The following is a 23,164-nucleotide window of genomic DNA, read 5'->3' as shown; positions in this document are numbered from 1 at the left end:
TGCCCCCGCTCTCACTTACAAACGTCTAAACCAATTATCAATACGATAATCCGCACGGCCGGAACCGTCGGTAAAATGGGTATCAATGATGACACGCAGCCAGGCATCGGAGCCCGACCAAATCTGCGCCCAGACATCGCGCGTTGCAAAACCCTGATTATAGAAAAAGTATTGCCAATTGGCTGAAGTACGCGTGCCTTCCACTCTTCCCCAATAGCAATCGGTGGGCGAACACTTACCCCAGACCTTTACATAGTAGCGCGGCGTAACTGAATAAGTGACCGAACAAATATTGCCACTACAGTTATAAATTGGCGTGCTTTCACACACCATTTCAATGACTACTTTTGTTACACCGTTGGTATTAGGGTCGCTGTTCACCCAGGTGCCCGCCTCCTTGGGCACAATGCATTGGCCCGCCGACGCAATATTGGAGAACATAAACCCACACAACAACAGTCCCGCTGACACCAAAACCCGATAGTTTTTTATAAACGCTTGCATAACAATTCTCCTTAACTCGTTTAAAAAATAACATCACTGTGGTTAAAGCGCGGGCGCTTATCCAATCCATAAGCACCCGATTCATTTCGCGCACGAAAAGAATTCGGCGAGCAACTCAGCGAGCTACTCGAAAAGAAAAATGGGATTTGCTAAGGCACAACCGAAGATTGAAGTGTCATTCGCATAACTCCTTTTTACTCAGTAAGAACCGCGTGTTAATCCTTCAATTGAATGTCGCCATGGCGAAAAACGAAGAGAAAATTGTAGCCGGGCGCCCTGCCGCGTGGCGTATAGCTGCACATAAACCCAAAGCGATTGGGGGAGGCTTAATGCCTGACTGCGTCCTTGCCACTTTGGATTCTGTTGCTTGCTGCGTCTTATCCCTGAATGACGGAAACCAATCCGCTCGCGTATCCTTGCAGACGCCCTGCTACTGAGAGATAAGGTAACGGATAAGGAAATATGAAGATGTGAGTTTTTGTAAAAGGAGGGTGTGAATTATTCACGATGGCATCCTTGCCAAATAACTAATTAAAAATCATCTCTTACAATAAGAGGAGGGTCTAATTCCTTGCCGTTCACGCGGACACCATAATTAAATTCAATTCCAGCGTTTTGATAACCTTCTTCGAAGAACCGTTTATCTTCAAAGATTTTCTCTGGAATTTTTATGGTTACAACCCCGTCTTTCGACTTGAATTCAGATTTCTTAAAAGGTGTTTTTTGATCCTTAAAGAAAATACTAAACTCTTCAGGCCCCGTGAACACAATACGCTGCCCGGGTTTTAATTCGAGCAACTCCATAACACTGGGGAGAGGATTACCCTCCTCATCGAGAGATATGGTTATTACTATGGTGTTTGTGCCAGATATTGCTTTGCATTTTTTCTTGGTGCAAGGTTCAGCTGCAAATGCACTTACGCACAAAAACATAATCACCAAACATACGTACTTCATACATTAGTCCTTTAAAATAAAAAATTACATTAAAAAATTTAATCGTCATTTCTAATAATCATTGGCGGATCAAGTTCTCTCCCATTAATACTAATTGCGTAATCAAATCGCAGGTATCCATTTTTTCGATATTCCTCTGCATATTCTGATTGCTGAAGAATATCTTTTGGTATCACAACAACAACTACTCCATTACCTGATTCGTATCTTAACTTCTCAGGGGATTTTTTATTTTTAAATGAAATTAAGAATCTATCCGGCCCAGCAAAAACAACTTTTTGTCCCGGCTTTAGAACAACCTCCTTAATGGTCTCCAGTGGAAATCCTTTTTTATCTATTGCAATTCCAACAACAGCAGTACTTGTCCCTTTCAACGCAAAAGCAGAAGGAAGCCTGCTTGTTGATGTCTGACTAGCTGAACACGCATTAATAGATACAATCATTGCACACACGACTATAAACTTAAAAAACTTCATATACCCTCCCAACATTAGTTTAAAAACCACCCTTTGAAACGACTCTCTTTTAAAATAGAAAAATCCGGATCAGATAACAATAATTCAACTGAATATTCAGTTTTTCGCAAACAATCTACGTATTTTTTTATATCATGGTCACCTCCTTTTAAAACCGCCAACCTTAAGTTGGTATAACAAGATTCAGCACTACTGGAATCTAGCTCATTAGCAATTTTCATTATTTCACTTGCCTCATTGAGCCTGCCAAAAAAAGCATAAGATCTCGCCAAGTATTGATATGCTAGAGCCATATTTTTATTGGCAGCAATTTCTTTCTCTGACAACCTGATAGCGTTTTTAAAATACTCTTCTGCGAGTAATTTTTTCTCCGGCATGAACTTATAGGCATCAGCCAAATTAACCATCAACTGATAACTCTCAGGCTGCAACCTGAGAGCCTTATCGTAAAACTCAACGGCTTTTTCAAAATCGCCTACTGAATAATACATATTTCCCGTATTTACAAAAACCGAACTATTTGGCTCAACATTAGCCGATCGCTCAAAAAACCTAGCCGCTTTCTGAAAATCATTTTTATACACATAGTTTATTGCCATATTATTCAGTGCAAGAGCATGATTCGGATCTATATCCAAAACCATATCATAAAAACCAATAGCCTCATCATGCCGACCATTACGCATCAGAAAATTCGCATAACCACTATACACTCGCCAATTTTTTGGCGCCTGCTTTATAAGATCCAAGTATATTTTTTCTGCTTGACTTTTTTCATCAGTTAAGTTGTATACCGCTGCCAATGTAAGCGACAGCGTAACATCGTATCTATCTATTTCACGACCTCTTTCAAGGTACTTGATCGCACTTCTATATTGCCCAAAATCCCTATATATAGCCCCCATAGCTTTATACGCCTTAGCGGACATAGGATCTTGTGCAAGAGCAGCAAGACAAAAATTTTCCGCACTTTTTAACCATGACGCCACTCGTGTAATTTCGAATTTCTTCCAATAGGCGTTACAAACCCCAACATTTGCAAGCGAAAATTTATTATCATGAATCAAAGCAGTATTAAAGTTTTTAATAGCTTGATCCGCATTATCTTGTGTAGCAGGCAACTCAAGATAATCCAACCCCTTCAAATAATAATCATAAGCCGTAATATCATTCGTCAACCGTAACGGCGCGGGCCTGAAGTTCTGCAATTGAAATTCATCCGCGAGGTAGCGCGCGATCTCACCCACCAAACGATCCTGCAGAATAAAAATATCCTGATAGGTTCCATCTAACTTTCCGCCGGCGATTTGTACGTTGTCTTTGCGGCGGAATAAACGGTAGGCGATGCGGAGGTTGTCGCCGAGTTTTTGGACGCTGCCTTCCAAACGTATGGGAGCGTGAATGCCTTCTTTGGCATCGACTATGTAGACGTCGCGCATATCGGCAAGTTGGGAGCGGACGGCTTCGGTGATTCCGGCGGAGAAATAGTCCGCATCGCCTTTTTCATTCATGAGGTTTTTGAAGTCGGCGATTTCTACATAGTTGGCGGCATACCCGGGCACTAACCAGCGCGGAATAAAATAAAACCCGGCGGCAATTAATGCCAATACTGAAACGGCGATTGGGTAGCGGCAGGCGACTATTTTTCGGTTGAGGCCGCGCAGGAAATAATGCAGGTGATCACGCCAGCCGATGCCCGCCGGCTTAATAAAATAGACACGAATTTTTTGCTGGATATTTTTCAGCGGTTGCACGCCTAAGCGTTTTGCTGGCGATGAGAGCGAAAAACGCACCTCATCGTATACGCTTTGGGAAATGCAAATACCATCGGCGACGGCGAGCGGCTCAAGACGCGCGGCGATATTGACTGCATCGCCAAATACCGCGCCTTCGCGCAGCATGACTTCGCCTTTATTCAGACCAATGCGAGTTTGCAGCCTGGGTAATTTTTTATCGCGCGCTTCATTAAACGCTAATAGATGTTGCTGAATGGCGATCGCGGCAGCGACAGCGGCTGTCGCGGTATCGAAGCGCGCAAAAATCGCATCGCCCACAAACTCCACTAAATGTCCGCCTTGCGCTTCAATGTGCGAGAGCAAAATTTTGCGGTAGTCGCCCAACATTTCCACCGCCAGCGACTCATTGCGCCCCATAAGGCGTGAGTAGCCGACGATGTCGGTGAACATCAGCGTTTGTTCACAGTGTTGAGTCGAATCGACGCCCATAGTGCAGTCGGCTCTCCGTGCGATAGCGTTAAATGGTTAATGAATAATCGAATTATGATCCTTGCCGCAAAAAATGGCTTGATCGAAGCGCGTGATTATTGTGGAGCCAGGCGACAATAACAAGCAATCGCATTAGGATTGTGTGATTCGTGAGGTGATCCACAAGTTTTTGAGGAATTCAGCGCCAAAATTAGGCGGAGCCTCGCTGCTGAGGTTATGATTCAAATCGCCAATCAACCTACAAGAAGCCAACACCATGTTAGAGAACGTCAGCTTATTTGCCGATGTTCCGCCCCATTATTTGGCGGAACTGGAAAAACTCAGTGTGATGCGCAAGTACCCCAAGAACACTGTATTGGTCACGGAAGGCGACGAATCTACTCATATGTACATCATCCGCAAGGGTACGGTGAGTGCATTTTTAAATAATGAAGATGGCCGTCAGGTCAATTTGAATTACATGCACGAGGGCGATTATTTTGGTGAGCTGTCGCTTATTGATGGCAAGCCGCGATCTGCCTCGGTAATGACCATTAGCGACTGCGAGATTTTGTTAGTATCGCGCGCCAGCGTGCAAGATTTAATGCACAAGCATCCTGAGTTTGCGATGAGCTTGCTGTGTGAAGTCACTCGCCGTGTGCGCGACCTGACCGACAGCGTAAAAGATATGGCACTGCTGGATGTGTATGGCCGCGTTAGCGCCGCGTTGGAAAAACTCAGCGACGAAAATAAGCGCATCCACAACCCCAAAGTCACCCATCAGGATATCGCCAATATGGTCGGCTCATCGCGCGAGATGGTGAGCAGAATCATGAAACAATTATTAATTGGCGAATATATCGAGCAGTGCTCGGGCTATATTGAAATTAAAAAGCCGCTGCCGCGTTATTGGTAAATCCCTCTCTGCCAAAAATCCCTCCCAACCTCCCTTTTACAAAGAGAGGGGCTTACTCCCCCCTCTTTGTAAAAGAGGGGCCGGGGGAGATTAAAAATATCAACCAAATAACCCCGATTCATGCAACCACTTCATTAACTGTGGCATAGGTAGAGCACCGGACACGCGCTGCACTTCTTTGCCGTGATGAAATAAAATCAAGGTGGGAATACTGCGAATATTCCACCGCTGACCAATACTGGGCACAGCTTCGGTATTTAATTTGGCAAAGCGAAGATGTGGCTCCAAACGCGCGGCGGCTTCTTCAAATACCGGCGCAAAACTTTGGCAGGGGCCGCACCAAGGCGCCCAGCAATCCACCAATACCGGAATGTCATTATGCTCCAGCGTATTCGCCACATTACCGGGATTTAATTCCATCGGCTTACCGCTAAACAAAGGGCGTTTGCACTTGCCGCAATTGGGCTTATCTTCCAGGCGCTCACCCGGCAAACGGTTAGTGGCAAAGCAGTGGGGACAATTAATTTGTACGCTACTCATAGGTTTTCCAAACAAGGGCTAATTTCAAACAAACACATCTTTCAAATAAACTGGGTTCAGCTTATCAGACTTCAAGCTGCCACAAAAAATAAAACAATGGTCACGCCACATAAAAAAGCCCGCGCGTGCAAAACCCCAAGGGGCAGGAGCGACACGGCGGGCAAAGAGCAACTCTTTATTACAGCAACTGGCTGCAAGGGCTTAAAGAGTCGGTTTCCAATCAACAACGAGCAACGTCAGCTATTTAGGGGTTGCCAGCAACGGCTTGCTGTTGCAACTCCCAACCGCCCCCCAAGGCTTTGTAAACTGCAATCAGATTTAACAGCACCTGCATATCGCTCTGCGCCAATTGCGCACTTACCGTTAGCTGCGAGCGCTCTGCATCCAATACCGTTAAAAAATCGCTACTACCCACTTCAAACTTTTTGCGCGCAAAAAATGCAGCCTGATTGCTGGCCGCTAAGGCCCGTTGCAAACCCGTGCGCCGCTCCTCCTCGCGTGAAAAATTTTGCAGTGCATTGTCGGTTTCTTCCAGTGCGACTAACACACGCTGCTCAAATTCAGCAACACGCTGTTGAGTGCGCGCATCAGCCGCATCAATTTGCGCATTTACCCGCGCGAGATTAAATGCAGCCCAATGGATACGCGGAGTAATAGAAAATGTTTCGGTTTCGTCATTACCCAACCGATTCCAATCAGTCGACAGATACCCCAAGCTACCGGTAAAGCTAATTCCTGGATATAAATCCGCCACCTGAATATTGTATTCCGCCACCGCGCCTGCCAACGCCTGCTCGGCACGGCGAACATCGGGCCGCCGTTTTAATAAATCGGCTGGATTGCCCACCGCGAATGAAACCGGAATCGCCGGCAGCGCTTTTACCGCAGATAAGGTTAGCGTTAATGATTCATTCGGCGTACCCGTTAACACACCTAACCGATTCAACGCCGTGTTGACCTGAGCTTGCAGCGCGGGAATGGTTGCGCGTGTTAATTCGAGTTGCGCTTCAGCGCGTGCCACATCCAATTTATCGCCGCGCCCAACTTCTTCAAAGCGCTGCGTCAACTGCAAGGATTCCTGCTGGTTTTTTGCATTGCGCTCCGCCACATCCAATAAATATTGATTGCCACGCAAACTGATGTAAGCGCTGGCGACTTCTGCCGCGACACTCACTTGCGCCGCCTGTAAATCTGCCGCGCGCGCCGCCACCTGCGCTTTGGATAACTTCACGCCATTGCGCACGCGGCCAAAAATATCCAACTCCCAGCTTGCATCAAAACCAGCCTGAAACGTTTCAGTGATGGGCCCTCTGGTTGAACCAGGTGAAGCAACGGCACCGCTAATATCCACACTCTGGCGTTGACGCGTGCCACTCGCACTCGCCTCTACTGTTGGGTAGCGATCCAATTTGCTGTTGCGCAAATACGCGCGCGATTCCTGCAGCGATGCCTGTGCGATACGAATGCTATGGTTATGCTGCAGTGAATCGGTAATTAACTGGTTTAACTGCGCATCCTGCAATTGCGCCCACCAATCGGCTACCGGCTTTTCTGCACTCGCCCCTTGCGGCAAGGTAAATGCCGCCGGGGTTGTTGGGATTTGCGCAAGTTGTTGTGCGTTTTCTACCGATTTAAAACCACTGCACGCGCTAATCATCAACGGCAATAGTGCAAGACCAAATGCTTTCATTACGATGCGTCGATTCATACTTTCACCTCATGCTGCTCCAGACCTGCTGCGTGCGAAAAATGATTTCCGGTTTTATTTTCTTCAAGAACCCCAGGTTGTTCGGCTGCATCACCCTGATGATATTTTCGGTTGCCTTCCAGCTTGCGCAACAACACATAAAACATCGGAGTGAAGAACAAACCAAAGAAAGTCACACCCAACATACCGGAGAAAACCGCAATACCCATCACGCTGCGCATTTCTGCTCCTGCACCAGTTGAAAACACCATTGGCAAAACACCCATAATAAACGCGAAGGACGTCATCAATATTGGGCGCAAACGCATACCGCTTGCAGTAATCGCGGCCTGATAAGTTTGCATACCGCGCATTTCCAATTCGCGCGCAAACTCCACAATTAAAATCGCGTTCTTACTGGCAAGGCCGGCAAGCACGAACAAACTGATTTGCGTAAAGATATTGTTGTCACCTTTACTTACCCATACACCAAAGAGCGCTGACAATATCGACAGTGGCACAATGGTGACTACCACCAGAGGCAGCGCCAAGCTCTCGTACTGCGCCGCCAACACCAAAAACACTAACAGCAAACACAGTGGCAAAATATAAATCGCGGTATTGCCTGCAAGCACTTCCTGAAAGGTCAAATCAGTCCATTCGTACACAATCCCGGCAGGCAATACTTCATCCAGAATTTCTGCGATAGCATCTTGCGCTTGTCCGCTTGAATAACCGGGGGCCGCGTTGCCGTTAATATCCGCCGCCAGATAACCGTTGTAATGCGCCGCACTTTCCGGACCATAACTTTCTTTCATACTCAGCACTGCACCCAGGGGAACCATATCGCCTTGCGTATTGCGCACTTTTAAATTGAGCGCATCTTCAGGCGTATTGCGATACGGCGCATCGGCTTGTGCAATCACTTGATAGGTGCGACCAAACTGGTTGAAGTCATTGATATACAGCGAGCCCAAATAAACCTGCATAGTGTCAAAAATTTCTTTCACATTCAGGCCGAGTTGCTTGGCTTTGGTGCGATCTACATCCGCATATAATTGCGGCACATTGATTTTGTAGTTGGAAAACACACTTGCCAACTCAGGGCGCTGCATAGCCTTTTGTTGCACCTGCGCTACTACTTCGGCCAGCTTTTCGTAGCCTAAACCAGCGCGATCTTCAATTTGCAATTTAAAGCCACCAGTAGTACCCAAACCACGTACCGGCGGTGGAGGGAAAATCGCAATAAAAGCTTCTTCAATACCAGCGAATTTCATTTGCAGTTTTTGTGAAATCGCCGCGGCTGAAAGTTCTTTGCTGGTACGTTGGTCAAAATCTTTCAACGGAAAAAATACAATGCCGGCGCTGGAGCTATTGGTAAAACCATTAATACTCAAACCAGGGAATTGCACGGCATTTTCCACACCCGCTTCCGCCAAACCAATTTCGCCCATTTCGCGAATCACTTTTTCAGTGCGATCCAAGGTTGCACCATCCGGTAATTGCGCGAAGGCAATTAAATATTGTTTATCCTGCGCGGGCACAAAACCTTTGGGAATAATATTAAAACCCACCACCGCAATACCTAACAAAACCGCGTACACACCCACCGCAGCCATTTTACGACCAAGGATTTTTCCCACTTTGGTGGAATAGTTTCCGGAAGCGCGCGCAAAGCTGCGATTGAACCAGGCAAAGAAGCGACCGAATATTTTATCCATACCAATGGTTAAACGATCTTTTGGTTCGTGATGACCTTTTAACAAAAGCGCGGCCAATGCCGGGCTTAAGGTCAGCGAGTTAATCGCCGAAATCACGGTTGAAATCGCAATGGTCAAGGCAAATTGTTTGTAAAACTGGCCAGTCAAACCACTCACAAAGGCGATAGGTACAAACACCGCAATCAAGGTTAATGAAATCGCAATAATCGGCCCACTCACTTCCTGCATCGCTTTATAGGTTGCCGCAATCGGTGTTAGACCTTCTTCAATATTTCGCTCAACGTTTTCCACCACGACAATTGCATCGTCGACCACAATTCCAATGGCTAACACCAAGCCAAACAGCGAGAGCGTGTTAATAGAAAACCCGAAGGCCCACATCAATGCAAAGGTACCGATAATGGATACAGGCACTGCCAGCAACGGAATAATCGAGGCGCGCCAGGTTTGCAAAAACAGGATTACCACTACAACAACCAGTGCGAGCGCTTCAAGCAGAGTTTTAATTACCGCTTTGATCGAACTTTTCACGAAAATAGTCGGGTCATAAACCACGTGATAATCCACACCCTGCGGAAAACGTTTTTTCAGTTCCGCCATGGTCGAGCGAACATTGTCAGAAATTTGAATCGCGTTAGCGCCCGGCGCCTGGAAAATCGGAATAGCAACGGCAGGCTGGCTATCGAGCATGGAATTCAAGGCAAATTCCGATGCGCCCATTTCTACGCGCGCCACATCTTTCAAGCGGGTAATTTCCCCATTACTGCCTGCACGAATAATAATTTCGCCGAACTCTTCCGGGTTTTCCAAACGGCCTTTGGCATTAACCGGCAATTGCACATCCACCAGATCAGTCACTGGCGCGCCGCCGATAATACCGGCTGCTACCTGCACATTTTGCTCGCGCACCGCGGCAACCACTTCGTTAGCCGTGAGATTTTTCTCGGCAATTTTTTCCGGGTTCAGCCAAATGCGCATAGCGTAATCGCCTGAACCGAACAACCGCACCATGCCCACACCGGGAACCTTGGCCAACTCATCTTTAATATTCATCAATGCATAGTTGCGCAGATAAAGCTCGTCGTAACTTTTATCGGGCGAAATTAAATGCACCACCATGGTTAAATCCGGTGAGCTTTTTACGACGGTTACACCGCGCTGACGAGTGACATCGGGCAAGCGTGGCAAGGCTTGCGAAATACGGTTTTGCACCATTTGCTGGGCAAGGTCCGGATCTGTTCCGATTCTAAACGTAACCGTTAAGGTTAAGCGTCCATCAGTCGTGGCTTGCGAAAACATGTACAACATATTTTCAGTACCCGCGAGCTGCTCTTCCAAAGGTGTTGCAACAGTTTCCGCAATGACCTTTGGGTTTGCACCGGGATAGGAGGCATTCACGACCACTGAGGGCGGCGACACTTCGGGGTATTCCGAAATAGGCAATTGAAACATGGCGATAAATCCGCCGATAAAAATCAGCAGTGAAATCACACCGGCAAAGATGGGGCGATCCACAAAAAATTTGGAGATATTCATAGTTGTACCTGCCAAGGCTTGTTCATACCTGAATTTCAACAGGATGAGTTTGGAGAGCACCGGTAAAATTTACCGGTGCTACTGATGCTCTTTAAAAATTAAATTAGGATTATCGGAATCTGCTTAATGAATTGACGCAACCTGCGTATCTTCATCTTCCGCTTGTTCGGTTACTGCCAGGGTAGGACTTACGACACTTTTCGGTCGCACATGGGAAAGGCCATTTACAATCACTTTTTCGCCAGCATTAACGCCGACTTGTACAACACGCTGCCCCTGGTAATGATCACCCAAAGTTACTTCGCGATAATTTGCGGTGTTGTTTTCATCGACCACCATCACATATTTTTTGCTTTGGTTGGTGCCGATTGCGCGCTCAGGCACTAACAGCGCTTGCACTTTTTCTGCTGAGCCTAACCGCACATTCGCAAACATCCCCGCCGTTAAGGCACCGTCTTTGTTGTCAAAAATGGCGCGGGCGCGAATGGTACCGCTCGCGGTATCCAAACGGTTATCAAATGCATAAATGTGACCTTCGTAAGTCGCTGCCGTATCGCCCGCAAGACTTAACTCCACCGGCATTGCTTGCACATCATTCGTGTTGCGCACCAACTGCACATAGGCCGCCTCATCCACATTAAATTCGGCATAGAGTTTATCGTTAGCAACAATTTGCGTGAGCACCGGTGCGTTTACACCCGCATCAACCACGTTACCCACCGTAAGCTCTGCGCGCCCAACACGACCGGAAATGGGCGCACTGATATGGGCGTATTCCAGATCCAGCTTCGCTTGGTTTAGCGCGGCATCGGCTTGCTTCACATCCGCTTGGGCAACCTGATGAGCACTCAGGGCAGCATCGTAAACACTTTGCGATACCAGCTTCGCACCGATTAATTGTTCTGCGCGGGTGAGTTCATCCTTTGCCAGCGTTGCGCGCGACTGTGCGGTGGCCAGTTGTGCCTGGGCGCGTTGCACAGAGGCCTGGTGCGGGCGCGGATCAATCACAAACAAGGGCTGGCCTTTTTTCACTTGCTGGCCTTCAGTAAACAGCACCTGCTGGATAGTGCCGCTCACCAATGGCTTGATGGCTGCGCTCTCTACCGGTGCCAGACGACCGGAAAAGCCGGCCCAGGTACGGATTTCTTGCGGCTGTAAAACCACTACATCTACCGCCGGGGCGGGTGGTACGGCAGCCGGGGTAGCCGCATCAACACCGGAGATGTAATGAACACTGGCAATACCTGTCAGTATGGCCAACGCTGCATAAGTAACGATTTTGCGAGAAAAGATTGTGCTAGTCATGATGGGCTCCTGTTGCTCTTTAGCAAATCAATGGCGAGTTAAGCTCCCTTGGGAATACAAACGCGGAGAGATGAACCGGACATTTCGGAAAACTATACATACCGGTTGGTATGTCGGTCAACAGGATTTTTTTATTGTGTGTTTTGGCCTAGGCGCCTCGCATGGGGTGCGGGGTTAAAACCCCAATAAAATCAAGGGATTTCCGGAGTTGCACCATTTTGCGCAAGTCGGTATCTTGGTCATACCCCGGGTTTAGCGTTACTTTAGCCGATTGAAAAACATACCGCCCGGTATCATAATAACCCTAACGTTTGTACTTCTTTATCGACGAGCAACCTGTTTATGAACTCCCCCGATACACGCACACTGCTATTGGAAACCGCACTGGACCTGATTTGGAACAGCAACTACAGCGCTGTGGGCGTTAACGAAATCTGCAAGCAAGCGGGCGTGACCAAGGGAAGCTTCTATCACCATTTCGAATCCAAAGCCGAACTCTTCTGCGAAGCCACCAACCACCACTGGGAGCAAATTCGCCAGGACATGGATTGCATGCTCTCGCCCATCAACACACCGCTTGAGCAATTGGAAAACTGGCTGCAATTTATTTACGTCAACAAAGTCGGTGAAGACAAAGACAACGTTCCCGGCTGCGCGTTTTTTAGCGCCGGAATGCAAGCCGGCTGCTGCGAGCCGCGCATTACCGAAACCCTGCAACTCATGACCGAACGCGGCGCCAAATACAATCAGGCGTTGGTGCGCAGTTTGTTGAGCGGAAATTATTTAACAGAACAAAAAGATATCGAACAAACCGCGCGCTTAATGCAGCAATACGTACAAGGGTTAATTACCCACGCCCGCGTTACACGCAATATCGATAATGTAAGAAGTGATTTACCCACCGCCATTTATCGGCTGATTGGCCTAAAACCGGAATTCTGGTTTAGCGCAAAACCGACCTGGCCGTGCAAAGGTTGATAATTAGAAATTTTCTGAAAAGGCAGCTCGAAATAGCTGCCTTTTTTATTGGTACCGTTAGCAACGCCGCGAAAGAAAACCAATAAATTTTATTATTGAGTTTAGGCTGGCACTACAACTTAACCCTTAACCCCACCCGCGTAAGCCCGGCACCGATCAACATAATTACGCAAGAGAAAAACAAGCTCCAGATAATTCCCGCGATACCGCTGCTGCAAAAATCAGGGCGCAGATAGAAGCCAACAATTCCGCTAACCGCCAGTAATATGTAGGGCAATATGTAAACCAGGAGCGGATTGGTTGCTGATGGCTCAAAGAATTTGGTCCATGCGCGTTGCTGTTTTACATCCACCAGCCAATAAACTGCACCGAAAATTACGCAGCAAAAAAATATACTGAATAGCGCCCAGCTCGGTGTGGCCCAAATTTTAGAGATTGGAGATACCTGCCAGCTCGCTAATGCCAGCAAACCAACTACTGCAGTAAACAGCCAGTAGTATTTAGCTTTTTGTGCAGAAAATTGCGGCAAATAAAATAACTGCGACAATATCACTCCGGCTAATACAATCGCCGCGTGGGTATTGTTGCTATTCAGATCACTTAATAAACCAGGTACTGCAACACCAGCAGCCTCCAGTTTATCCAGTGCGAGAAACACACCGAGTAACACCAACGCAATAACGGCAAGCGCAATAACTTGTTGGGATGCTGCCGCAATATTGCGACACACTAAAAAGACACTGCCGGCAATTAAATAAGCCCAGCCAATTAAGCCGAGAATTCCCCACCACTGGGTAGTCATGCCGGTGTTTTCCGGCCCTTTATATAACCACCACAGCACTACCAGGCCAGCCACACCAATCAGCTTTGCCCCCAAGGTAATTGCGGGTGAAATTGTTTTGGAATAGTTCGACCAGATGAGCAACACATAGATAAACATTAGTAACGTCCAGAGCGGCATGGATATCGCCATTGACGCCTCATCAAAACCCGATTCGGTATTTACCATAAACACACCAATCACCATCAAGCCCAGGCTCCGCAGTGCTATGTGTTTAAATATTTCCAGCGTTGAATCACCTTTTTTAACGCGCGCCTGAATTGCAAAGGGAACCGACATACCCACAATAAATAGAAATGCCGGAAACACCAGATCAACAAACGTCATGCCGTCCACATTAGCAGGAAGGTGTTTCATCCACTGGGGAATATTGGTAACGCCGGCGAGCTCGTTTACAAACACCATGACAAAAATGGTGATGCCGCGAAACACATCGATGGATAAAACACGATTAGGTAGTGCGTGATTGGAGTGCGCCTTATTAGCGGTTAACGATGGTGAATTCATGGTGTTTGCCCGATTAAAAATTTATAAGAGTTATAAAAACCGGAAAACAATAGCGGAGCCTAAGCTACGGCCGCAAGCACTTATGACAACGTTGCCTTATTTTTTACACTTCCCTACAGAAAACGCGAAAGCTGGAAAAAAAAGCCAAAAAAAAGCCGCTTTTAGGCGGCTTCTTCTGACCAAGCGAACGATCTTAATCGTGGTGATGCCCACCTACGCCGTGCGCGTGACCATGGGCAACTTCTTCTTCGCTGGCATCGCGTACATCGACAACTTCCAGTTCGAAGTCCAGGTTTTTCCCGGCCAATGGATGATTGCTATCGATATCCACATTGAATTTGCCCGCTTTCACTACAATCGCTTCCCAGCCACCTTGCTGCGTGTTAACAACCACTTTCATTCCTGGCTTTAATTTGTTTTTGATTTTTTCATGGTCGATCAGATGTTTGATAGGTACGCGCTGGATGGCGCCTTCTTTGCGCTCGCCATAACCCTGCTCAGGGGTAATGCTTACCGTCACTTTATCGCCTTTGGCCTTGCCATCCAACGCGGCTTCCAGTGCAGGAAGCAGATTGTTGTGGCCGTGCAGGTAGAGGTTGGGTTCCGCTTCATAGGAAGATTCCAGTTGCGTACCACCAGTTTCACTCAGGCGGTAATGGAAGCTAACAACTTTGTCGGCAGTGATTTGCATGTTGACTCCAAAAATAGGTTTCGTTTTTTTGAGGGCGCGGATTGTCGCTGATTTGGGGCAAACAAAAAAGCCCGCATGACGCGGGCAAAGGAGAGGGAACATCGATTTACCAAGGAATCACAAGGAATTTAAAAACACTTTTAATGCAGTGCGATCCGCCGTCGATAGCGCCTCGTATTGCAAGCGGCTGTTATTCGCTTCGCCTCCGTGCCACAGAATGGCTTCATCCAGAGAGTGGGCACGACCATCGTGCAGGTAACGCACACTGGCATCATTTCCGGTTGAAGTGCCGCTCTGCACATATTTCAAACTGCCCAGCCCCCAGAGCGGTGCAGTACGCCACATGGCGGCGGATGCGCTATCTTGGGGGAGTGTATCGGCGAGGTCCGGCCCCATATCGTGCAACAACAAGTCGGTATAAGGACGAATGGTTTGGTTGCGTAATTCAGCAAACGGATGGGTATTGCCCGTTTGCAGGGTCGACTTATGACAGGCTACACAGTTGGCAGTTTCAAATACTGTTTTACCCAGCGCGATTTGCCCAGGATTCACATCGTGCTCCACTGATACGCGCATTCCGTTCGGGTAGCCGCTGCGATAACTGCGCTGCGCTGGCACACCGAGCAATTGCAGGTAGTTGGTCAGACGCGTCAGCTCAAGTTCGGATACGTGAGTTGTCACACCGGTTTGATGGCAATTGGTATCGGACTTTTGACAGGAACGCAGTGGATACACCGGCGAGGTCACCCCCATATCCTGCACAAAAGCTTCCGCGGCCTGATGACGCACACTGACCTTCGCCGCCTTCCAGCCGAAGCGACCAACCTGGGTTACGCCGGTTTCCGGATTTTTTACAAAATTGGCTTTGCCACGAACACCATCGCCATTTACATCGTTCGCATCCACATTAGCGAGAATGGTTTCTTCATCAATCGCTTCCAACAACCCAACGCCAATTACTTGCGGCGCCTGACGCACCGAATAAAGTTGCGGCACTGCGCTGGAAAATTCATACACAGGTTTATGCATATCCACGCGCGAGCCGTCATTAAGGAAACGCGGCGTCACATCGTAGCGCTGCAATTTCACCGCGTTATTGACCGCTCCTTTTTGCAGGACGTTAAAGCCGTAGGTTGGGTCGGGTAAATTGCCGGGCGCTCCGGTTAATACCGATAGTGTATCCAGCGCTGTACCCACCACCGCCGGTTTACTGCGACCATTTAACTGGTGGCAGGCGATACAACGCTCATCGTTAAAGTTGCTGCCTAATTGATTCAGGTGTGCGGTAAAGATGGGATTCTGGGTTGGAAACTCGGAGTGCTGCCCCGTTGCAAAAGAGGTGTGAAATAAACGGCGCCCTTTGAGGAAGCGATCGGTATTGGCAATACCAATATTGTTCGCCATTTGCTGGAACACGCGGTAAGGCTCTTCGGAATAGTTGTAGGACACACTGGTCTCGCCACCGAGCAGGGCGTCGCCAGGCACAGGCACTGAATCCAGATTAGGCGCCACGCCAAACCAGGGGCGCACTCCCTCGCCCACTACATACAACTGTTCGAAAGAGTAATAGCGCGAACCACCGCCATCGACGCGCGCGCGATTGTCGCTTTCACTCATCTCCACCAGGCGAGGCGCTGGCGCGAGTTCGATGCGATCGCCCATTACCAACGGGCGATGCGGATTGGGGCCGGTATTCCAGTAGGAATCAACATCCAAATAACAGTCTTCGTTGCCACCATCAAAACAGCGCGGCAAATTACCTTCTTTTAAATTGTTGAAACCGTAATTCAACGCCCAGCCAAATTCAGTCACCGTCGGGTCGCTGGAGTTGCGAAATAAACTAAACGTAGTGCCAAAAAAAGTCCCTTCATTGATCAGCATGGTAATGCGGATATTTTTACCGCCAGCCGGGATGGTATCGCGCACTTTCAAGCCGAAGGAGCGGTTCTGAAAATAGAACGGCGGATAAGTGAAGTAGCGTCCATCAGCTTCATTGGGCGATAACCACGCCTCACCGCGTTCACGCGCATGGCGCTCGGTGGAGCGCATGCCGATTAAAGTCACGAGAGTGCCATCTGGCTCACGATATTGGATTTGCTCAGTGACTTGCGTCCCCTCGGGAAATAAAGGCACATAACCTATAGGCGCTGCACGGCTTGATGAAGCGGAACTTACTACCGACGAGCGTGATGAGGAGGAATTGCTGCTGGCATTGCCCCCACTGCCAAATACTTTTAACTCAAAGATCGAATAGCCCCAGGCATTACCCGGCGCTGGCTTGGTTGCATTTATGCGCACATAGCGATAGCTGCCACTCACCGCAAAAGTGTCCGTGCGATTACCAAAAGTGCCGCCGGTTTTTTGCGCCAGGTTAGTCCAAGTGGAATTATTGTTGGAGCCCTGCACCTGATAGATTTCCGGGTTGGCCGCCTCCCACTCCACGACCACCTGAGTCAGGTTAGATGCGGTGCCGAGATCCACCGCAATCCAACTGGGGCTGACGCCGTGAGTGGATTCCCAGCGACTGTAACTCGATCCATCCACTGCATCTTTAGCGGCGCGTAGTTCGCTGCTCGCGGATACCGGTTTATTTAACGCGAGATTGGTTTGTGCCAGTGCAGTAGTTGTAAATGGCAAGGTACAGACGAAGGCCGCCCCCACCATCAGCAGGCGCTGCAACGTCTGTATTGGGTTGATGTTTGTCATGTGATTTTGCCTCAGCTTTTTATTAGTCTGATAAGGGTTATTCGAGCGTTTGATATAAACCTTCTCGCACAACAACAGCGAGCAGGACTGAACAACCGCGCTAGTGTGAGCGCAAAAAAATAAATAGCGTTCGTACCGACACAACGAACGGGCATTTCGACGTTCGACTGCGGTGAACGAAGCAAACCTGGCGCGCAAAAACGACGCCATATCACAAACATCAAACCAATTTGCGCGCTTGCTCACAGCGGAGAAAAGTGCGACTTACCGCCGCAAGCGATAGGCATTTTTTTTGCGTGCAAGCACCAGGCGGGATTGCGTATCATGAACAGCCACTTCAAGGATTCACTCATGATCGCATTGCCCGAACTCCAAACCACACGACAACCTTTGCAAAGCGGTCAGGTGCATTTGTGGCTGCTGGATATTCGCGAATTCCGCAATCAGTTAGCAGAAGAAGCGCTCGCGATAATGAGCAGCGATGAGCGCGAGCGGGCACAAAAATTTATTCGCGGTAAAGAGGAATACATCGCCAGTCGCTGGCTATTGCGTGAGGTGCTAGGCGCTTATTTGCAGCAAGCGCCCGAATCGCTGGTGTTTAGTCGCACCGAAAAAGGCAAGCCCTATTTCGCCAATCGTGCACTGCAATTTAATTTGAGCCACAGTGGTCACTGGGCATTGTTAGCTGTGGCAAAAGAGATGGAACTGGGCGTCGATATTGAGCAAATAAAAGTTTCCCGTGATTTGCTCCGTATTGCGGAAAGCTATTACCACCCGGACGAGTTTGCCCGGTTGCAGCAACTATCAGGTGACGCACAGGCGTACTACTTCTATCAACTCTGGACGTTAAAAGAGGCACTGTTGAAGGCGCTGGGTGTGGGCATATCCGCCGGGTTAGAGAATCTTAACTTCAGTCTGGACGACGGCATCTCGGTCAAACTCTCACCCGTGTTGCAACAGCAATCAGTTACCGATAAATGGCAATTTCATCAATGGCAGCTGGGCGATGGCAACTATTGCGCATTGGCCGCCGCCTGCCCCGAATTACTTTACCCGCACTGGTTTGCCCCCCTGGCAGTGCTCGCCTGAGCCAAGGCGTGCCACGGCTTTACTTGACTCTTTTTACTTGACTCCAAGGGCCTCACTGCTAGCATGGCCGCCATTCCTGTACCGTCAATCAATAAGAAGATTCCATGCTGCCATTCCACGAGGCGGTGAAAGACGATTTCACTGCGGTAAACCAACTCATTATCGACAAACTCCACTCTGATGTAGGCTTGGTAGAGAACATCGGCCATTATCTGGTAGAAGCTGGTGGCAAGCGTCTTCGCCCTCTACTGGTGCTTCTTACCGCCAATGCGCTGGGCTACCAAGGCAAGGACCATTTGTCGCTGGCGGCGATTATTGAATTTATCCACACCGCCACCCTGTTGCACGACGATGTAGTGGATATGTCCAGCCTGCGCCGCGGCCGCCCGACGGCCAACGCCCAATGGGGCAATGCGCCCAGTGTACTGGTAGGTGACTTCCTCTATTCACGCGCGTTCCAGATGATGGTGGCGATCGGCAATATGGATGTAATGGCAATTCTAAGTGATACCACCAACATCATCGCCGAAGGCGAAGTGCAACAGCTGGTAAACGCCAAAGATCCAAACGTAAACGAAGAAAACTACTTCCGCGTTATCGATAAGAAAACCGCAATTCTTTTTGCCTCCGCGTGTGAAGTCGCCGCGGTTGCCTGTGGCGCCAGTGAATCCCAGCGCAAGGCATTGAGTGTTTACGGGCGAAAACTAGGTGTCGCCTTCCAACTGGTTGACGATGCGCTTGATTACACCGGCGATGCCGCCACCCTGGGCAAAAACGTGGGCGATGATCTCGCTGAAGGTAAACCCACGCTCCCGTTAATTCACGCGATGCGGACCGGCACCCCGGCGCAAGCCGAGCTGGTCGCTAACGCCATCCGCAATGGCGATGCCAGCCAACTCCCAGCAATTCTGGAAATTGTACAAGCCACCGGCGGTATGACTTATACCTTGGATTGCGCCAAACAGCAGGTCGAGGAGGCCATCGCCCAGCTCGCACTTTTGCCGGATAACCGCTTTACCCAAGCCATGAAACAGTTGGCGGAATTCTCGCTGGCACGCAGTTTCTAAACCGCTATTGTTTGTTCCCGTTAAGGTGGCTGGCGCCACCTTAACTGGACAACTGAGCCACAGTGGTTAGAATGGCGCACCTTTGCGCTGGGCCAGCCCGGCGCGACTACCCAATTAGTACGTAAAATCAGAACGAGAAAAGCCCATGACCCCTTTTGAACCCAAAAGCTCCTATAGTCGCGATGACCTGCTCCTGTGCGGCGATGGCAAGTTGTTCGGCCCGGGCAATGCTCAGTTACCCAAGCCCAACATGCTGATGCTCGACCGTATCGTGCACATCAGCCAAACCGGTGGCGAATTTGGGAAAGGCGAAATTGTGGCAGAACTGGATATCACTCCGGACCTCTGGTTCTTTGACTGCCACTTCCCTGGCGACCCGGTAATGCCAGGCTGCCTGGGGTTGGACGCCATGTGGCAACTGGTTGGCTTCTTTTTGGGCTGGAAAGGCAACCCGGGGCGCGGCCGTGCACTTGGCTGTGGAGAGGTGAAATTCACCGGTCAAATCCTGCCAACTGCAAAAAAAATCACTTATCACATCAACCTGAAGCGCGTAATCGAACGCAAACTCATTATGGGCATCGCCGACGGGCGCGTCTCCTGTGACGGCAAGGACATCTATTTCGCAAACGACCTGCGCGTTGGCCTGTTCCAAAACACTGACAGCTTCTAAGCTTTAAAAATAACGATAAGCGGCGAGCGCCCAAACTCCTGTGGCATAATACTCGCCGTTTAAAATCCGTCAGATCATTACGCCAGAATCCTGCGCAAACCTGCTGTTCAGGCGCTAAAGCAAAATAGAGTGAGAGGTAGCCTATGAAACGCGTTGTTGTAACCGGTATGGGAATCGTGTCCTGTCTGGGCAATGATAAAAATGCCGTGTTGGACGCATTGCGCGCTGGCCGTTCCGGTATCAAATTTCAAGAAACCTACAAAGAGATGGGCTTTCGTAGCCATGTTGCCGGTTCCATTGATATCAACCTGTCCGAATTAATCGATCGTAAGATCCTGCGCTTTATGGGCGATGCAGCGGCGTTTGCGTATCTCTCCATGCAGCAGGCAATTGCCGACTCAGGCTTGACGGAAGAACAAGTCTCTAACGAACGCACCGGTATCATCATGGGCTCCGGCGGCGCCTCGTCCATGAATCTCGTGGAGGCGGCCGATATCCTGCGCGAAAAGGGCTTGAAACGCGTTGGCCCTTATCGTGTAACCCAAACCATGGGCTCCACTACATCTGCCTGTTTGGCCACCCCCTTCAAAATCAAAGGGGTTAACTACTCAATCTCTTCAGCCTGCGCGACCAGCGCCCACTGCGTTGGCAACGCCATGGAATTGATCCAACTGGGCAAGCAGGATGTCGTTTTTGCCGGCGGCGGTGAAGAAGAGCATTGGACTCTGACGGCACTTTTCGATGCCATGGGCGCACTCTCTACCAAATACAACGAAAGCCCGGAACAAGCATCACGGGCCTATGACGCCAACCGCGATGGCTTTGTGATTGCCGGAGGTGGGGGTTGTCTGGTACTGGAAGAATATGAGCATGCCAAGGCCCGCGGTGCGAAAATTTACGCGGAAGTCGTTGGCTACGGCGCTACTTCCGATGGCTACGACATGGTTGCCCCCTCGGGCGAGGGTGCGGTGCGGTGCATGAAGCAGGCGCTGACCACCGTGAACGGTGAGATCGACTACATCAACTCCCACGGCACCTCGACGCCAGTCGGTGACCTAGCTGAATTGCGCGCGGTTAAAGAAACCTTTGGCAGTAAAATTCCACCCATTAGTTCAACCAAGTCGCTTACCGGCCACAGCTTGGGCGCTACCGGCGTGCAGGAAGCCATCTACAGTCTGCTGATGATGGAAAACGACTTTATCTGCGCGTCCGCCAATATCGAAACCCTGGATCCAGAAGCGGAAGGCATGCCTATTGTGCTCAAGCGCCAAGACGATGTGAAGTTAACTCGCGTGATGTCCAATAGCTTTGGCTTTGGCGGTACCAACGCGACGCTGGTGTTTCAAAAAGTCTAAATATTGCGAGAATGACGCAGCACAAAAACGCGAGCCAAATGCTCGCGTTTTTTATGCGCTCACGTTCATTTTTTGCACCGGATTAAGGCACAGTCACTTAACGCGCTCTCAATTTCACTCCCGCACCGCACAGCCGCCCCACGTAAAAATGATAATTTTTGCATCCCACCAAAGTAAATTTGACAATTTGACACTGGGATCATCCATCGCTTTTCAAAAAAAACCTTTTTTAGCGTCGATTCATACAAGCACCTGACTGGCACAGAGCCTGCATAACGATAAGCTGCAGTTTCAAACCCAGGGAGCGCCCCATGAATTTGTTTGTCGACGAAGCTCGTCAGCGCAACTTCTCTTACCCTTTGCACGCGTTGCGTGGAGTAGCCGCCGTCATCGTCCTGCTCAGCCATATTCACATGCGCATCAAAGAAGCTTACGGCGATTGGGCGCTTCCGCCCATTTTTAATGGTAGCGGTGCCGTTATTTTCTTTTTCGTCCTAAGCGGTCTGGTGGTAGGTACCGCGCTGGCCAAACAGCAATTAACCCTTGATCGGGTCAGCACATATTTGCACAGGCGCTTTTTCCGGATCATTCCATTGCTATTTGTTACCGTAACTATCGGCGGACTCTATCTAGTACTGTTTAATGATTCGATGACCTACTCCCTGTATGACGACGCCTATGGAGACTTTTCGTTTGCTAAATTCCTCGCCGCCTATATTGGTTATTCGCTAAAGCCGAACCAACCCATATGGTCTATCTATATTGAAATTATTGCTTCATTGCTAATCCCTTTAATGATCCTTACCGGTACACGTGTTCGCAATGTAGTCGCCTGCGCGTTCTTGTGCATAGCCTTTTCATTAATTCCGTTTGAGCTAAAACATCACTGGAATTTTTACATGTTCAGTTTCTATATGGGATTAAGCATACTCATATGGGGAAAACATTTTGCGCGCTGGGCCTCGTCATTACCGGCTGCGGCATTCTGGGGGATCGTATTTAGCTGTTTCATGGCTTTTTATTGTGCCCGGATATTTACAACACCAACCTACGGCGATCTGTGGATTGTGTATTGGGAAACCTTCACGGTAACGCCATTAGTGGCCCTGATCTTTTATTTACCTGAGAAATTTTCACTCTTGAATAAACGACCTTTTATATTCTTGGGCGATATTTCTTACAGCCTTTACCTAACCCATTGGATTTTATTAGTGCTCGCGTTGAATTGTGTAACGTCCCTGATGGGCACAAGTACGCTCAGTGCAATTACTTTCTCATCGGTGTCGCTCATCGTTAGCTTTATTGTTGCTTACATTTCCTATTACAAAATTGAACTCAATGGCATTAAGCTCGGCGAGAATCTACGCACTGGCAACCGGCAGCTGCAAAGTTACTCGCCATAAATTCTACTCGT

18 protein-coding genes are annotated in these 23,164 nt (G+C 48.9%); 7 read left to right on the top strand and 11 right to left on the bottom strand.

Going from position 1 to position 23,164, the window contains the following annotated elements; all coding sequences use genetic code 11:
* Positions 1-15 precede the first annotated feature (15 nt).
* The 4 genes from D0C16_RS19765 to D0C16_RS19750 form a co-directional block, all read right to left on the bottom strand.
* Entirely contained in the window at positions 16-504 is a 489-nt protein-coding gene (locus tag D0C16_RS19765) for a hypothetical protein (protein WP_151033930.1), read from the bottom strand.
* Positions 505-1,035: 531 nt separating this feature from the next.
* A complete protein-coding gene (locus D0C16_RS19760) occupies positions 1,036-1,461 on the bottom strand; it encodes a hypothetical protein (RefSeq protein WP_151033929.1) in 426 nt (141 codons plus the stop codon).
* Positions 1,462-1,499: 38 nt separating this feature from the next.
* On the bottom strand, positions 1,500-1,937 hold the full coding sequence (locus tag D0C16_RS19755; protein WP_225318770.1) for a hypothetical protein: 438 nt from the start codon (positions 1,935-1,937) through the stop codon (positions 1,500-1,502).
* 14 nt (positions 1,938-1,951) lie between these two features.
* Positions 1,952-4,162 carry a tetratricopeptide repeat protein gene (locus D0C16_RS19750; protein WP_151033928.1) on the bottom strand — a complete coding sequence of 737 codons (2,211 nt, stop codon included), beginning with the start codon at positions 4,160-4,162 and terminating at the stop codon, positions 1,952-1,954.
* A 256-nt stretch (positions 4,163-4,418) separates the two neighbouring features.
* Between D0C16_RS19750 and D0C16_RS19745 the strand changes: the two genes are divergently transcribed.
* Positions 4,419-5,057, top strand: coding sequence for a Crp/Fnr family transcriptional regulator (locus D0C16_RS19745; protein WP_151033927.1), 639 nt, complete (start codon positions 4,419-4,421; stop codon positions 5,055-5,057).
* Between the two features lie 99 nt (positions 5,058-5,156).
* Here D0C16_RS19745 and trxC read toward each other — a convergent pair whose 3' ends face one another.
* From trxC to D0C16_RS19725, 4 genes are all read right to left on the bottom strand, one after another.
* A complete protein-coding gene (gene trxC, locus D0C16_RS19740; protein ID WP_151033926.1) occupies positions 5,157-5,597 on the bottom strand; it encodes a thioredoxin TrxC in 441 nt (146 codons plus the stop codon).
* A 244-nt stretch (positions 5,598-5,841) separates the two neighbouring features.
* The gene (locus tag D0C16_RS19735; protein ID WP_151033925.1) at positions 5,842-7,305 is read right to left on the bottom strand and encodes an efflux transporter outer membrane subunit; all 1,464 of its coding nucleotides are present in this window, start codon (positions 7,303-7,305) and stop codon (positions 5,842-5,844) included.
* Positions 7,302-10,541, bottom strand: coding sequence for an efflux RND transporter permease subunit (locus tag D0C16_RS19730; RefSeq protein ID WP_151033924.1), 3,240 nt, complete (start codon positions 10,539-10,541; stop codon positions 7,302-7,304). The genes D0C16_RS19735 and D0C16_RS19730 overlap by 4 nt, the downstream gene beginning before the upstream one ends.
* Before the next feature lie 123 nt (positions 10,542-10,664).
* Complete coding sequence (locus D0C16_RS19725; RefSeq protein WP_151033923.1) at positions 10,665-11,846, bottom strand: efflux RND transporter periplasmic adaptor subunit; 1,182 nt, start codon at positions 11,844-11,846, stop codon at positions 10,665-10,667.
* Positions 11,847-12,188: 342 nt separating this feature from the next.
* Here D0C16_RS19725 and D0C16_RS19720 point away from each other — a divergent pair, with 342 nt between their 5' ends.
* Positions 12,189-12,824: a TetR/AcrR family transcriptional regulator gene (locus D0C16_RS19720; RefSeq protein ID WP_151033922.1), complete on the top strand. Its 636-nt coding sequence runs from the start codon at positions 12,189-12,191 to the stop codon at positions 12,822-12,824.
* 112 nt (positions 12,825-12,936) lie between these two features.
* On the opposite strand, the gene D0C16_RS19715 is transcribed toward D0C16_RS19720, so the two are convergent.
* The 3 genes from D0C16_RS19715 to D0C16_RS19705 all read right to left on the bottom strand — a co-directional run bounded on the left by D0C16_RS19715 (position 12,937) and on the right by D0C16_RS19705 (position 17,569).
* A complete protein-coding gene (locus D0C16_RS19715) occupies positions 12,937-14,172 on the bottom strand; it encodes a DUF5009 domain-containing protein (RefSeq protein ID WP_151033921.1) in 1,236 nt (411 codons plus the stop codon).
* A gap of 193 nt (positions 14,173-14,365) precedes the next feature.
* Entirely contained in the window at positions 14,366-14,863 is a 498-nt protein-coding gene (locus tag D0C16_RS19710) for a peptidylprolyl isomerase (RefSeq protein ID WP_151033920.1), read from the bottom strand.
* 117 nt (positions 14,864-14,980) lie between these two features.
* Positions 14,981-17,569: a di-heme oxidoredictase family protein gene (locus D0C16_RS19705; RefSeq protein ID WP_225318769.1), complete on the bottom strand. Its 2,589-nt coding sequence runs from the start codon at positions 17,567-17,569 to the stop codon at positions 14,981-14,983.
* 324 nt (positions 17,570-17,893) lie between these two features.
* Here D0C16_RS19705 and D0C16_RS19700 point away from each other — a divergent pair, with 324 nt between their 5' ends.
* From D0C16_RS19700 to D0C16_RS19680, 5 genes are all read left to right on the top strand, one after another.
* Positions 17,894-18,658 carry a 4'-phosphopantetheinyl transferase superfamily protein gene (locus D0C16_RS19700; protein ID WP_151033919.1) on the top strand — a complete coding sequence of 255 codons (765 nt, stop codon included), beginning with the start codon at positions 17,894-17,896 and terminating at the stop codon, positions 18,656-18,658.
* 104 nt (positions 18,659-18,762) lie between these two features.
* The gene (locus tag D0C16_RS19695; protein ID WP_151033918.1) at positions 18,763-19,725 is read left to right on the top strand and encodes a polyprenyl synthetase family protein; all 963 of its coding nucleotides are present in this window, start codon (positions 18,763-18,765) and stop codon (positions 19,723-19,725) included.
* Between the two features lie 145 nt (positions 19,726-19,870).
* Positions 19,871-20,395 (top strand): 3-hydroxyacyl-[acyl-carrier-protein] dehydratase FabA, encoded by a 525-nt coding sequence (gene fabA, locus D0C16_RS19690; RefSeq protein ID WP_151033917.1) that lies wholly within the window; start codon positions 19,871-19,873, stop codon positions 20,393-20,395.
* Positions 20,396-20,538: 143 nt separating this feature from the next.
* A complete protein-coding gene (gene fabB / locus D0C16_RS19685) occupies positions 20,539-21,750 on the top strand; it encodes a beta-ketoacyl-ACP synthase I (RefSeq protein WP_151033916.1) in 1,212 nt (403 codons plus the stop codon).
* A 311-nt stretch (positions 21,751-22,061) separates the two neighbouring features.
* Positions 22,062-23,153, top strand: a complete 1,092-nt coding sequence (locus D0C16_RS19680; protein WP_151033915.1) for an acyltransferase — start codon at positions 22,062-22,064, stop codon at positions 23,151-23,153.
* Positions 23,154-23,164: the final 11 nt, after the last annotated feature.

Origin of the sequence: Cellvibrio sp. KY-GH-1 (assembly GCF_008806975.1) — a bacterium.
Taxonomy (GTDB): domain Bacteria; phylum Pseudomonadota; class Gammaproteobacteria; order Pseudomonadales; family Cellvibrionaceae; genus Cellvibrio.
The sequence above is the reverse complement of the archived record's forward strand: the minus strand, read 5'-3'. Positions and strand labels throughout refer to the sequence as shown.

Coding starts and splice junctions, on each gene's coding strand:
- D0C16_RS19765 (WP_151033930.1), bottom strand. CDS start 504: ATGCAAGCGTTTATAAAAAACTATCGGGTTTTGGTGTCAGCGGGACTG.
- D0C16_RS19760 (WP_151033929.1), bottom strand. CDS start 1,461: ATGAAGTACGTATGTTTGGTGATTATGTTTTTGTGCGTAAGTGCATTT.
- D0C16_RS19755 (WP_225318770.1), bottom strand. CDS start 1,937: ATGAAGTTTTTTAAGTTTATAGTCGTGTGTGCAATGATTGTATCTATT.
- D0C16_RS19750 (WP_151033928.1), bottom strand. CDS start 4,162: ATGGGCGTCGATTCGACTCAACACTGTGAACAAACGCTGATGTTCACC.
- D0C16_RS19745 (WP_151033927.1), top strand. CDS start 4,419: ATGTTAGAGAACGTCAGCTTATTTGCCGATGTTCCGCCCCATTATTTG.
- trxC (WP_151033926.1), bottom strand. CDS start 5,597: ATGAGTAGCGTACAAATTAATTGTCCCCACTGCTTTGCCACTAACCGT.
- D0C16_RS19735 (WP_151033925.1), bottom strand. CDS start 7,305: ATGAATCGACGCATCGTAATGAAAGCATTTGGTCTTGCACTATTGCCG.
- D0C16_RS19730 (WP_151033924.1), bottom strand. CDS start 10,541: ATGAATATCTCCAAATTTTTTGTGGATCGCCCCATCTTTGCCGGTGTG.
- D0C16_RS19725 (WP_151033923.1), bottom strand. CDS start 11,846: ATGACTAGCACAATCTTTTCTCGCAAAATCGTTACTTATGCAGCGTTG.
- D0C16_RS19720 (WP_151033922.1), top strand. CDS start 12,189: ATGAACTCCCCCGATACACGCACACTGCTATTGGAAACCGCACTGGAC.
- D0C16_RS19715 (WP_151033921.1), bottom strand. CDS start 14,172: ATGAATTCACCATCGTTAACCGCTAATAAGGCGCACTCCAATCACGCA.
- D0C16_RS19710 (WP_151033920.1), bottom strand. CDS start 14,863: ATGCAAATCACTGCCGACAAAGTTGTTAGCTTCCATTACCGCCTGAGT.
- D0C16_RS19705 (WP_225318769.1), bottom strand. CDS start 17,569: ATGACAAACATCAACCCAATACAGACGTTGCAGCGCCTGCTGATGGTG.
- D0C16_RS19700 (WP_151033919.1), top strand. CDS start 17,894: ATGAACAGCCACTTCAAGGATTCACTCATGATCGCATTGCCCGAACTC.
- D0C16_RS19695 (WP_151033918.1), top strand. CDS start 18,763: ATGCTGCCATTCCACGAGGCGGTGAAAGACGATTTCACTGCGGTAAAC.
- fabA (WP_151033917.1), top strand. CDS start 19,871: ATGACCCCTTTTGAACCCAAAAGCTCCTATAGTCGCGATGACCTGCTC.
- fabB (WP_151033916.1), top strand. CDS start 20,539: ATGAAACGCGTTGTTGTAACCGGTATGGGAATCGTGTCCTGTCTGGGC.
- D0C16_RS19680 (WP_151033915.1), top strand. CDS start 22,062: ATGAATTTGTTTGTCGACGAAGCTCGTCAGCGCAACTTCTCTTACCCT.